The 13,557-nt window shown below is 33.2% G+C and carries 12 protein-coding genes; 1 reads left to right on the top strand and 11 read right to left on the bottom strand.

The annotated features are described in order from the left end of the window. The 9 genes from ACLBWW_RS27800 to ACLBWW_RS27840 form a co-directional block, all read right to left on the bottom strand. A partial coding sequence (locus ACLBWW_RS27800) for a cryptochrome/photolyase family protein (protein WP_447614380.1) occupies positions 1 to 1,084 on the bottom strand: 1,084 nt, incomplete at its 3' end. Between the two features lie 107 nt (positions 1,085 to 1,191). After that, the gene (locus ACLBWW_RS27805) at positions 1,192 to 1,773 is read right to left on the bottom strand and encodes a PadR family transcriptional regulator (RefSeq protein WP_048543721.1); all 582 of its coding nucleotides are present in this window, start codon (positions 1,771 to 1,773) and stop codon (positions 1,192 to 1,194) included. A gap of 76 nt (positions 1,774 to 1,849) precedes the next feature. Next, positions 1,850 to 3,373: an MDR family MFS transporter gene (locus ACLBWW_RS27810; RefSeq protein WP_048543720.1), complete on the bottom strand. Its 1,524-nt coding sequence runs from the start codon at positions 3,371 to 3,373 to the stop codon at positions 1,850 to 1,852. A gap of 222 nt (positions 3,374 to 3,595) precedes the next feature. Next, the gene (locus ACLBWW_RS27815) at positions 3,596 to 4,813 is read right to left on the bottom strand and encodes an NAD(P)/FAD-dependent oxidoreductase (protein ID WP_048543719.1); all 1,218 of its coding nucleotides are present in this window, start codon (positions 4,811 to 4,813) and stop codon (positions 3,596 to 3,598) included. A gap of 175 nt (positions 4,814 to 4,988) precedes the next feature. After that, positions 4,989 to 6,014 (bottom strand): alpha/beta hydrolase, encoded by a 1,026-nt coding sequence (locus ACLBWW_RS27820; RefSeq protein WP_048543717.1) that lies wholly within the window; start codon positions 6,012 to 6,014, stop codon positions 4,989 to 4,991. A 257-nt stretch (positions 6,015 to 6,271) separates the two neighbouring features. Next, positions 6,272 to 6,793, bottom strand: a complete 522-nt coding sequence (locus ACLBWW_RS27825) for a carbonic anhydrase (protein WP_431124092.1) — start codon at positions 6,791 to 6,793, stop codon at positions 6,272 to 6,274. Positions 6,794 to 6,865: 72 nt separating this feature from the next. Continuing rightward, on the bottom strand, positions 6,866 to 9,490 hold the full coding sequence (locus tag ACLBWW_RS27830) for a DUF2309 domain-containing protein (RefSeq protein WP_447614381.1): 2,625 nt from the start codon (positions 9,488 to 9,490) through the stop codon (positions 6,866 to 6,868). Then, positions 9,490 to 11,022 carry an NADH dehydrogenase subunit 5 gene (locus ACLBWW_RS27835; protein WP_048543712.1) on the bottom strand — a complete coding sequence of 511 codons (1,533 nt, stop codon included), beginning with the start codon at positions 11,020 to 11,022 and terminating at the stop codon, positions 9,490 to 9,492. The genes ACLBWW_RS27830 and ACLBWW_RS27835 overlap by 1 nt, the downstream gene beginning before the upstream one ends. Before the next feature lie 647 nt (positions 11,023 to 11,669). Next, positions 11,670 to 12,032, bottom strand: coding sequence for a DUF2294 domain-containing protein (locus tag ACLBWW_RS27840; protein WP_098222080.1), 363 nt, complete (start codon positions 12,030 to 12,032; stop codon positions 11,670 to 11,672). A gap of 392 nt (positions 12,033 to 12,424) precedes the next feature. Between ACLBWW_RS27840 and ACLBWW_RS27845 the strand changes: the two genes are divergently transcribed. Next, positions 12,425 to 12,700, top strand: coding sequence for a hypothetical protein (locus ACLBWW_RS27845; protein ID WP_001087713.1), 276 nt, complete (start codon positions 12,425 to 12,427; stop codon positions 12,698 to 12,700). A gap of 67 nt (positions 12,701 to 12,767) precedes the next feature. Here ACLBWW_RS27845 and ACLBWW_RS27850 read toward each other — a convergent pair whose 3' ends face one another. Further along, positions 12,768 to 13,001 carry a YuzF family protein gene (locus tag ACLBWW_RS27850; RefSeq protein ID WP_098048389.1) on the bottom strand — a complete coding sequence of 78 codons (234 nt, stop codon included), beginning with the start codon at positions 12,999 to 13,001 and terminating at the stop codon, positions 12,768 to 12,770. 238 nt (positions 13,002 to 13,239) lie between these two features. Further along, positions 13,240 to 13,473: a hypothetical protein gene (locus ACLBWW_RS27855; RefSeq protein ID WP_098048388.1), complete on the bottom strand. Its 234-nt coding sequence runs from the start codon at positions 13,471 to 13,473 to the stop codon at positions 13,240 to 13,242. Positions 13,474 to 13,557: the final 84 nt, after the last annotated feature.

The raw sequence follows: 13,557 nt of genomic DNA on the forward strand, positions 1-13,557 counted from the left end.
CTCCTTCTTGCCACGGAATTAACAAATGCTTTACAAGAAAAGAGGCTACAGCCATTCTTGCCCGATTATGCATAAAACCTGTTTGCCATAGTTCCCGCATCCCCGCATCAATAAACGGATAACCAGTTTCACCTTTCTGCCATACCCTTAATAATTCCTCTTCATTATTCCATGGAAAATGTTCAAAGCTCTTATTAAGAGGTTTATATACTGTAAATGGATAATGATATAGTAAATAATAAGAAAACTCTCGCCAAATTAATTGACGTATAAAGCTATTAACTTGTTTTTCAAAGAGACTAGATTGTCTTTCGATACTTTTATTTATTAAGTAATGATACATCCACCTCACTGATATTTGGCCAAATGAAAGATATGGCGCCAACATCGAATGAGCATTTTCATTTGGAAAATCTCTTCCTTCACTATAAGAGGCTAATTTGCTAGAGAAAAATCTCTTACATGTTTTGTATGCCCCTTCTTCTGTAGGATCCCATATTGATTCAATATGAGATGTCCACGGTATAGTCGGCAGCAAATGTAGTTCTGAAACAGATAAGCTCGCTGGTAAAGAGTTTCCTCCTATTATACGCTGCACTTTACTAATAGGCTTAGGTATTATCTGCTTTTGAAATGCATTGTAAAAAGGCGTAAACACCTTATATTCAGTGTTATCTTTCTTTTTAATAATCCATGGTTCTAATAATACATGTGAATTAAATTCCTTACAGATAATACCTTTACCTTCTAACATTATTTTCATTTTTTGATTAGATTGTAATCTGTCCGGATCATAACAAATATTCCAATATACAGCCGTTATATTTAATTGCTCTATGAGAGAAAGTATTTCTTCCTGCGTATTTCCTTTGCGGATTATTAAAGTAGAGCCCAATGCCTCAAGTTGCTTTTGGACATCAATTATAGCATGATGTAACCACCACTTTGATGCACTACCTATTGAAAAAGTTTCATCTTGTACATATACCGGAACAACCTCACCGGACTGAGCAGCTTCAAATAGAGCCGGGTTATCATATAAACGAAAATCTTTTTGAAACATCACAATAATTTTATTTTGCATGGCTATCCTTTCTCATTCTTAAAGCACAATTCTTTCATTATGAGAACCAGTACTTCTTTTTTTAAATGATTATAAGAATCATCCTTTTTATTTTATAATCTTCTTCATTATAAACATTGATTTTCTATCTCTCTAAGTACATCATTTCCTATATTACCTATCTTTTCATTTTTTATGTTAGTATATAAACTCTGTAAAACCTTTAACTCTGTTCTTAAATGTAAAATGACACTAGATAATATATATAACTTAGCTAGACTCTCTTTTCCACATTTCTCCTCATATACTTTTTGAAGGGTAGTAAGATATAACGTTAGTTGAGAAATTTTAGTTTTTAACTGTTCTAGAATTAACTGTTCCTCCCCATATTGAGCAAAAAGTAACGCTTCATATATAGGACGATGCATATCCTCTTTCTTTGTCATTTGCTCTAATAATAATTGCTCAAATTCTTGTTTACCACTTTTAGTAATACCGTAAATAGTCCGTTCAGGACGTTGTTCATTACGAATAATATCAACAACTTCTATAAAGCCCTTCTTTTCAAGTTGCTCAAATGTATAATATAAAGAGCCTTTAGTAATTTTTATATAATATTTCATTTCACTACTTTTTAAAAGTTGCTGGACTTCATACGGATGCCTATTTTTCTCCATAAGAAGGCCCAGCATAAAAAGCTTTGTATTCATAACTCTCCACTCCTTAATAACCTATACCAATAGTATAAGCTAAAAATAAGCTAAGAATCTTTTTGTTTTATAAAATTTATGACTTCAAATTCACTTTATTATCCTTTGTACCAGCTTTAACGTTCCCCATAAATAATATCGCCATAAACGAAACGATAATGGGAATTAAAGCTAGTAGAAATATAGTAGTAATTGAAGATGACATAGCAGCTATAATTTTTTCAAGAATAAAAGTAGGAATACTAGTCCTTACATCTGAGCGAAATATTGCACTCGGATCACCTAGATTATTTAACATGCTGGAACCGTGTTCTATTCCCTTAAAAGCCTCCTTTAAGTTAGCTGTAAAGGTACTATTTTGAATGGATCCAAAAATCGTTACTCCAATTGTCATACCTAGTGAACGAAAGAATGAGTTTGTTGAAGTAGCTGAACCACGGAATCTCGGTTCCATATTATGAATAGAAACTGTGGGAAGTAAAGAGAACGAAAATCCAACTCCAAATCCCGTTATAATCATGTATGTCGTTAAAAATACACGGCTTGTTTGCGGATCCATCGTTCCTAATAAATACATACCTATCCCAAAGGATATTACAGATAATAACATTAAATTGCGGTAACTAATTTTCGTTTGAAATATTCCACCAATGGCACTACCGACCACAGAACCTAACATCATTGGTGTTAAAATTAATCCAGCATTAGTTGCTGTTCCACCATATACAGCCTGAACAAAAATAGGAATAAATACTGTTAAAATAACAAATGTTGCTCCATAGAAAAATGTAATAACTTGAGATACTGCGAACTCCTTACGCTTAAACATCCAAAATGATATTATCGGATCTTTCACTTTTCTTTCTATCAATAGGAAGCCAACAAAAAATACAATAAACGATGCAAATAACCCTATGATTTGTATCGAATCCCACTTAAATTCTTTTCCTCCTAATTCTAAAGCAAACATTAAACTAATGACTGCTATTACGAGCGTTATTGCCCCCCACCAATCAATATTTTGCTTAGTAGGTGGATTATTTTCTTTATAAGCTTTTACAATAAAAAATAATGACATTAGACCAATTGGAATGTTGACATAAAAAATCCAATGCCAACTAATATTTTCTGTTATATACGCGCCTAATAAAGGTCCTAATACACTTGAAGAACCAAATACGGCCCCTAATAGTCCAGTCATTTTCCCTCTCTTTTCAATAGGAAAAAGATCAAACACAATGGTAAAAGCGATTGGCATAAGTGCACCCCCACCTATACCTTGAATTGCACGATAAATACTTAGCTGAACAATACTTTGCGCAGTACCACATAATGCAGAACCAATTAAGAAGATTAATAAACCAAAAATATAGAACCTCTTTCTACCATACATATCAGATAATTTCCCAAAAATAGGCATACCAGCCATAACTGCAACCATATAAGCAGAAGTAACCCAGACGAATTTATCCAATCCCCCCAAATCTGAGACAATTGTACCAATTGAAGTGGCAACAATTGTATTATCCATTGCAGCCATTAAAATGCCTAGCATTAACCCAGCTATTACTAAGCGTAGATTGGTCTCTTTTGCAACCATACCTCTTTCCTCCCTTTTTCACACTGAACAAAATAAATGGTCTAATTAAACTATATACTCATCATAGTCTAATTAGACTATTTTTCAATAAATCCATAAAAAATAAATCCCTCCAAAATATATTGGAGAGATTACAATTGTAGAATTGCTTCCTATATAAAATAATTAAAACCGTTAGAACGATCACTTTTTTATACTACCTTGATTTTGCATACATGCAGCTTACTCATTTAGTTTTGGTCTAGTTTGTAAATATAAATTCAAATCCGGACTTGAACCGCTAATAATTACATCTCGAACAATTTTAGAAAGTACCATACTATATACTAATCCATTATCTCCATACGCATAGATAAAGTGACAATTTGGAAACTCTTCATACATTCCAATTATAGGTAAACCATCATGAGTACCACCATAAAAAGCACTTAAATAAAATTCAGGCTCAACTGTTATATTTGGAAAGAGCTTATTAAATTCATTCACTAATTTCTCTTTTTTATGAATTAATTTTGAATCTCTTTCTTGAGCAATGTTTGTATCTTCATCTAACCCACCTATAATAACCCTATTATCTGCAGTAGTTCTCATATAAATATATGGTCTCGCAGTTTCCCATATGAGAGTACGTTTATACCAAGAAGATAAATCTTCCACAGGATTAGTCACAATTGCATATGAGCTAATTAGTGTAGCGTTCTTTTCCTTTTTAAATTCCAAACCTTCATATCCTGCAGCCACAATTACTTTGTTGGCAGTAATAGAATTGCCCCCTTTTGTATAAAAGATAGCACATTCTTTCTCTAACTTTTTGCCAACAATCTCTGTATCTTCATAAATGTGAACTCCTTTATTAGAGGCTTGTTCTAATAAACTATGTGTAAATTTATAAGGATTTATTTCACCATCATTATACGTATAAATAGCTGCACGTTTTTTAAATGGATACCTCTGTCCAATTTGTTTTTCTGATAACCAAACCGCTTTAAAATCATGCTTATGTAAATAATACAGTTCCTTTTCTAATTTCTTTATATCCTCTTCATAACTTGCATAATATAAACTGTCACGTCGTTTAAAGTCAGAGCAATAAGGTAAGTTTTGATCAGCATTTTCAATATCATTAATAGCTTGTTCACATAATTTCATATGCTTAACTGCATACTCTTCTCCAAATGTATTTACAAGCTCAAAAAACATCTTGTCACCTAAATATTGAATAAGTGCTGTATTTGTAAGGTTACTCCCGTGTCCTACCTTTCTTTTATCAACGACAACAATATTTAAATCTGATTCACTCAAATAGTATGCTGATTGAGCACCTGAACTTCCTGCTCCTATTATTAGTACGTCACATTTTATATCTTCTTCCAATTGAGGATAAGAAGGTGTATTAGAAAAAGTTGTGTTCCAATATAATTTCCCTGTCTGTAAATCCATTTAAAGTGCACCGTCCTAAATAAAATAGTTATATCCCCATCTGTATCTCCATATCATTCTTACTATATACTTCTTATTAAAATTATCATTGCTACCATTAAATTATTAGTACAATATGTTTGTCCATTCATATTTGGTATTAAACTAAGCTTATAAAAAGTTAATAGTATATATATTATTTATTTTCATTTAGAAATTTAAGAACTTGGTTAAAAGCTTCTTCACCTGCTGGAGTGTTCATTTTAAATTGAAATTCATGCGCTAACTCGTCAGAGATATTTTTATCAAAGAAAAGTGTATCTACAGGTACTCCTTTATTTTGTAAAGTAGAAGCTAATGCTTTACCTTGATCTTCAAATGATGCAGTATTTCCATCTGTGATGAACGTTGGTGGGTAATCTTTTGTAACGTGTTTATAAATAGAGGCGATTTCCATTTCAGGTAATGTTTCAAACTTCTTTTTCCCAAAGTAAGCCCAGCCAGTAGTACGCATAAAGTCTTGCACTTCTTTGGATGTTTCCATTTTAGCTAATGCAGGCATATTATACGGGCCGCAAAATAGCAATATACCTTTAATTGTAGAAGGAGCAACAATAGCGTCAATTCCGGTTAATTTCGCATAATCTGGAGATGTTTGAATAGTAACGAATTGTCCAGATATTTGCGCTCCAGCAGAATCTCCTGCAAAATACAAGTCATCTAGTTTTACATTATATTTCTTTGCATTTTCTTTTATATATTCGTAAGCCTCACCAAGTTGTAGTACTGGTGTAGGATACTTTCTTTTAGGAGCAAGAGCATAATTTATATTTATCACTGTATAACCACGAGCAGCTAATTCTACTGCATAACCAGTAATGTCTGATTTATCTCCACCTACAAATCCACCCCCGTGTACCCAAAAAATAACAGATGTTTTTTCCGTAAGATTTTTGGGATAAATAATGTCTAATGTACCATCAGGAAATTTAGAATTATAATTAATATCTTTAACAATTCGTGTCTCTTTTAGAGCGTTTTTATAATTGTTAGATTGAACAAACATTCCACCTTCAAATGCTTTTTTTATAAGAAACGCTTTTGGAATAGGTGAAACATTCCAAAAAACAACTCCGGCAATAATCAATCCGAAAACAATACAAATAGTTAGTAACATTCTTTTTTTCCATATCATTTTAGGTTTTAACTGTTTTATTCTCATAATTAAAGAATCTCCATTCTTTTTAATAATAATCTTGAAATACATCACAACATAAATTTTTATTTTCCGCCTGCTAATCCGTCCTTAGAATTTCATGCAAAAGGTTATATATTTTTATTATGTACATATTAGATATCTCCTATAAAACACATTAAAAATTCAAACAAAAAGAGCAAAAGATCCCCATTTATAGAAGATTTCTTTTGCTCTTTGTAAAGGACACAAGTCCAAATAAAAGTTGCTTATCTATCGATAACTTACACATAAGAATGCATTTGTTTCACTACTTTATTAGTAGCAATTTTAACAACCATTTCTTTTTCACCTGTTCTATCAATCATGAAACCATGAACTTTAATATCAGAAGGCACTAATGGATGATGACGAATCATATCTATACTCTTCTCAATATTTTCACTAACATTTTCTTGTCCACTTAGCCATGCATTCAGGCTACCACTTGAAAATTCAGGCATGCAATTTTTAAAGAGATAGTCTATTTCTCTGTTATTTTTTATGGAATCACGTTGAATTTGTAGATTAACTATATCAGTTTCTTTATCCTCTATTCCGACAACAATAATTTCTTCAACTTTTTCTTCATAAATAGCAATAATAACAGATCTCATTATATCTCCATAAGGATGTACAATTACAGAATCATAGCTGTGTATAGTCAACACGTTTTCTTGTTGAATGTTAGTTACTTGTTGGATAATCGGCTCTATTCCGTGTTCAATGTCTGTTAACAATAAAACCTTTTTATTCTTTGCATTCATATATAGCACTCCTTCTTCATGATTGTATTTATGAAACTTTTAAGCTAGTAACAATAATTCATTACATGATTGTTACCAGTTTTCCCACCGTCCCTCTGGATCCACACTTGCAAGTCTTACCCATCCATTTTGAACTTTTTCTCGAAATGTGAAATCATTATTTAGTAAACGTTCTATATTTTCAATAGGCGCTTGAATTACAATTAGTAAACGAAGTGGTGAGTGATACGCCTCACTATCTGACTGCATAACAGATTGCCAAGGTAAGCCTGGCAACAAGTCACTTGCATTCCCTTGCATAACACCGAGACCTGCCGTTACGGTTTGGGTTGTTTTGTTTCCACTACCATAATAATGTGGAGCTACAGTTGAAGCGTAATATTGTAAATTTATCCACTGCGCTACTGTTCCTGGCCCTGCAATGATGCTAGCTAATATATCGCCACTTTCATCCTGTTTCCAATCATAATTATGAAGGAAAGCCCTACCTTCTAAGTCACAATCCTGAGTTAATTCTCGTTGTCCGATAATAAAAGATGCATTACGGGCTAATCCCCATTCCGGACGTATTTCACTCCAATCTTCTGCAAATCGATGTGCCTCTTTACTCGGATTTTTTATTTTCGTTTTAAAATTAGGTAATTGTGTTAAACGCTCTCTATTTGCATCTTGACTGACATTTGGCATAATTGACTCAATACAATCAAATGCTTCTTGCGCAGTTTCCGAAAGTTCTGGGACATAAATCCATTCCAATTCATCCACGGTTGTTTTATGTTCAGCTGCTGCAAAAATGGTATCCTCCGGAATTTTAATACCTTCGGCAGACAACGCCTCTCTTACTTCTGGAAGATTACATAAAGTAGCAAAAACTCTTGCATTAAATCCTCCTGCTGCTCCGCCACAAGCACCACATTCAAGCGCTGCAGCATAAGGGTTGTTCGTACTTTGACTACTGTGCCCGCACATTACAACTAAAGGCGCGAATTTTTCTGTCAATCCCACCATTTTTAAAGCTTGACGCACATAGTTCACTTTTTCTTCTTTAGTAAAACCGATAGGTATCTCACATTTTGTATCATGAACATGATTAAGCGAAAATGTTGTATCGGGTTTTTGTAACATAGTTTTATGAAGATTACGAATGAAACTCCCTACTCTTCTTGGCACAAAACTCCTTGTCACCATTTGTAAACCAAGTAAAGGGCCACTTACCTCAGGTAGTAACATACTTGTCAGTACATTTTGTTTCATCGTTTTAAACGTATAACTTAATGAGCTGTCTATCTTCTTGCGTTGTTGATAAGATTTGCATTCATTTTCATCCGTGAGCTCTTTTATTAGATGTTTCGGTTTTAATATAACTGGCAAAGAAGGATGACTGTCATTACTACCTAGTTCACTAGTCGCAATTGGTAACCCAAAGAAACCAGCTATTCCAAACGTTTCAAACGGACCTAATTTTTCAAGGTGGCGACGAAACGGTTCTGAACGTACATCAATACAAAATGCTAATTGAGCTAATACACGCTTTTTATCATTAGTTGCACGTTGTTTAGAAGCAATCTTCTCCCTTAATTGCTCTGCATGCGTCTGTTCCCAAGCTTCTAGCCAAATTTTCCTGCGAATATTTTCATCAAAACGATAAGCAAATGCTAATAATTCGCTTTGTTCACCTGCAGACATTTGTGACCATTCCAGGGTTGAAATATTCCCCCAGTAGATCCAAGAAGCTATAAGTGGGACAATCGCAACTTTTTTCTCAGCCTTTTGATTTTTTATAGGTAAATAAGGTTTTACAAGGGCCAGCTCCATAGAAATTCGAACGGCTAAATATTCTATAACGAGTTCCTGCTCCTGAGTTGACTGTCGGGAACGCCATAATATCATTCCTGCCCACCCAAGCAAAGCAAGCAAGTGACCTTCAAGGTAAGCTTGCATGTTAGATTCAGAAATTCCTAATTCAGATAAAGCTCTTGTTAAAGCTACCTCGGCATCCTCTGGCCAATCTTTTAAAACGCTACGCTCATTTTTACTGAGCGCTGGATCAAATTTAATAAGGTGATGCCATGCACGATACAAACCTTTCTCTCGATTTGGCATCGTCCAACTTGACCCGGAGTCATCCAAATATAATTTACACCATTTAATAATATGATAATTAAGAATATCAGATAGGTTTTCACCCTTTTGATTCTCTATAAGTGAACTTACAGGTTGCATAGAAGAGCCTTTCATACTTCCTGTATTTATATAACTTAATTCCTCTGCCAGTTTATTTAATTCTGGCGATGATAATAAACTAGAAGGTAATTCCTCTAATTTTAAAGCTGCTTGACAAAACTGCTCCGCTTTCTTTCGCGGGATATGAAAAGGTTGTGAATCAAGCCAACGAGACAAGCCACTTTGTAAAAATGATTCCTTAATCTCCCCTTTCGCCTTTGCCGAATGAATCATAGTAGCACTAGGATATATATCCACATTACGAGTTTCTTTTAACCAATCTGCAACTTGTTCAAATGATTGCTTTTCAAGTCCCATCCAAGGGTGATGAGCTGCAAATGTAGCAATCGGCCAAAGTGGTGCAATCACTCGGCTAGCAGATTCAACTAAATCATTCATATTCTTTTCTTGTACTTCAATGTTTGTCTCTTTCTTTTTTAAAGTTTCTTTCGTTACGATTGACGATATGCTCATCACTGATTACCTCCCTTTGATACATAATGTTTAAGATAGCTTGGATGACTTTCTACTGACTTTTGTCTCGCCTCACCTACTCGAACGAACCAAAGATACATTACAGCAAATATAGTAGAGGATTGATTACGAGTAACGAGAGTACTAATAGCACTACCAAATAATAAGAGACATATAACAAAAATAACGGCTGAAGCTGAAGGTTGAACATTTTGATACATGTCAGTATGCAACCATTTATAAAGAGAATTATGAACGGTAAAGTAAATGAGAGAAAATCCAACTAAAATAAATACGCCAACAATTCGTCCCATTCTTCCCTCTCCAAAAACAACAAGTTGTTTCCATGAAAAGTATAATGACCACCCTAAGATGAACGCACTAACTAATTCATACCCTTCTCCAGAAGTCGTAAACCAAAAAGCAATCGCTATACATAATCCGAAAACACGTCCGACCATAATCCATAAATTAGATATCTTTTCATTAGACTGCTTCACTGCCCCAAAACGTTGCATTGAAGAACCAGCTTGTAAAAACAGTGTAGCTTTAAACAAACCATGTAAAATCAAATGAATAACAGCCGCCAAATAGGCTCCTAATGCGCATTGAATAAGCATAAACCCCATTTGTGCAATAGTTGACCCCACTAGCTGACGTTTATAATCAACTTGAACTAGGCTAATTCCTGTTCCGATTAAGACAGAAATACTAGAGAAAATTAGTAAAATGATTTGTGCCATATCATCATGAAAAAGAGGTGAAAATCTAGTTAACATGATACCGCCAGCATTTACTAACCCCGCATGCATAACAGCAGAAACAGGCGTTGGAGCAACAACTGACTCAATTAACCATCTTTGAAAAGGCCATTGTGCTGCTGGAATCATCACAGCTAATATAATGAATAAGTTAATTCCTGTTTTCTCCAATGTTCCAAATTGAGCTACATTTTCATTCGTTAAAACTGATGTTAACTGCCACTGTCCAGTGACTTGAAAAAGCCAAATGATAGCTGCTAGCAAGGCAATCCAGCTTATTGTAAATAAATAACTAGAAATTTTTGTTGCTTCACTAACTACTTTCCACCCTTTATTTAGCCCTATGAGTAGAACCAATCCTATAAGAGTTGCTCCCCAACAAATAATCATGAAACGAAGATCATCACTTAACCATGCAACTGAAGATACACCTGTAGTACATGTAAAAAGTGCAAAGTATTTTCGATATGAGCGATCTCCCAGTAAGTAACGTATAGAAAAACGCTGAATGATTAGACCAATTGTAAGAACAAAGAAAGCCATGAACCAAGCTAAAGTATCTAGATGCCAAGGACCCACAACTCTATCTCCATTGTGATTAACAAGTGCGAGTAAAGAAACCAATGAAGGCAAAGCAGCGATACCGATATGGATATGAACAAAACGTAAAGGTATCCTTGCATGTAAAAACAATAATCCACTTAGCCAAGAAGCGCTAAGCGCCATAAAAAATAATGTTAACAGTGTCGATGAACTCAGCGAAATTAACATGTATAATACTCCCTTTCAAACGAAAATAAACTGTAAAAATTCCTTTTAATTACGATAGTTTTTTAATTTCAATTTTCATTCACTCTTTTTAGTACATCGTTTTTTCCCATAAAAAAAACCGACAACTTCCATAATTCAATGATTTTATATCATCATTGAATTATGGAGATTGTCGGTTTCCCTTCAACTAACTTCAATAAAGTTTTTTGAAGAGCTCCCATTTTATAGAGGATAATAATGTATGTATTACTCCTGTTAAAAAGAAAAGTATATTTCTGATCTCCTAGATTATGCAATCAATATATCAATTTATGTTATACGCTATCTTTTCATTAAGAAACTTTTTCATTTAGTCAATATTACATATTAAAAAAATGCTAAAGCCTTAATTATAGCAAACTGTTAAAATGAGCATCTATCAATTTTTTAAAACAATTATAAGATAAACCATATTAAGCAGTTTGTCAATTTCTTTATCAGTTTTTTAAGAGTTATTTGAATTACGATTTATTATATCTAAATAACTTCAAGTTTTTTAATTATTCGCATGTTAATAAAGTTAAATAAAGTGCAAAACTTGTAGGCTTCTTAATCCGCCCACTACATTTTTAGTTTATCTTCCACTAACCTTAAGTTGTTTTTTATTTTTAAAATTTTTCCTCAAGATTATGAAGCAATTTAAAAATCATTACTCGTTCGCCTGTACGGGAGCTTATATCCGTATGAAAGCTTTTCACTTTCTCTCCAGTTAATTCTAATATAATCTCTTTAAGATCTTCAATTCCAGATTCAACTAACTCCGAACGATTTTTCTTTATCGTTAACATACCGTCTTTTGTTTCGCAAACAGTATATTCAGCCGGCGTTAAAATACCTTGTAAATTTACGATAATCATATCCCGTAATATATCTGTCTTAACTGATATAGACCCGCGTCCTAAGTAGTCCTTTTCCCAGTGAGTAATTGCTTTGCTTATCTCTGATTCAATAGAGCCTTTTGAGCTTCTCATCTATGTATCCTCCCTCAATAAAATAAATTTACAATAACAATATAATAATCTGGATTGATTTTATTTTCAATTATTGAGAAGAATTTATTGGGATTGTTGTAAAGTATCCTTTCATATCATAGTGATTTTTTATATTACAATATAGATTTTTTGATCATTCCCAACAAGATACTCTTACCATAAAGGCTCTGTTGCATAGATTTCTAAAAAGGTCATTGTGGGGGGAGTTGTATTTTCTTAGCTTGATAGCGATGGGGCAGGACCCCTGTACGTTAAGAGATTAGGTTGTATATTTGAGGAGATGTACGAGACAGGTGTGAATTTAGGGTAATCTAATATTTTCCACTCAAATATGATAGAATAGAAGTATATCCAAAACGGAGGAATAACAAATGAACTCAAACACAAAACAGTTTATTTATGATATCCAGCAACGAAAGAACAATTATATAGAGAATGCTTTAATAGCAATACAACACCCTAAAAAAGAGCAATCTGAACAGGTCATTCAAAATATAGTAGAGAAGATGGATATGATGATTAGTCTAGTTACTACGTACATGAGGATTGAATCTGGATCTACGAAAGAATTAAAAGAACTTCAGAAAGAAATTATCCATGCTCAAGCATATATCCAAAAACGAAAATTTGAAGAAACACAGAGATAAAACCCTGTGTTTTTATTTGATGCTCTATGACGCTAATCTGTTATAAATCAAATTACATGTAATTTGATTATTGTTTTGGCATAATCCATACAATTTGTTGAATGCGTACAATATATGGTACCGTATCTTCAATGAGCAAATGATCAGGTTTCACATCCTTTAATTTACCTCTTATATTTCCTCTTACAGTTTCAATAACCACATGTTTACCAATTATTGATTGTAATGTCTGATATACATAGGGATTAGGCACACTTACCATATGTTGTTCACTCAAGTCATTTCCTTTCGAATAACTCATTCTATAAGACTCCTTTCTAACTTGCATTCTTTCTACTAATATATGATATAAATCTTATAAATATGCTAGAAGGATAATTCATTATATGAACGGAAATAACATTTTAATAAGATACGGTTTCTATTCCTAAATTGCTAAAAAATTATTTATATAAAGTTACTTTTACTAGTTAATAGGTGATTATATAGGGATATTTTGAATGTACATCTAGGTTGTTCCTTTCAGCATATGTATCATTTTAAATACGCCCTTTATTAGAATAGTACTCATACTTTTTTTGAGATTCTTTCGTAATACGTGCGTTAAGTAAAATTGCTAACAATAAAAACACTCCATATTTTCCTCCTGTAGCTCCTATGATAATCACACTACTACAAACAAGTATAATTAATAGGATAAACGAAACTAAATAAATACGGTCATAATTCTTTGACATCTTCTCGTATTTTATGCGTTCTTTCCTTGCATCCATCTAAATTCCTCCTTTAAATAATCCATTTCACTCTCAAATAAATCTAGCCCTTAAGAAGGAAACAATCTATCGTTTTAAATAGTT

It is taken from the genome of Bacillus sp. M5A3_1b (assembly GCF_053345335.1).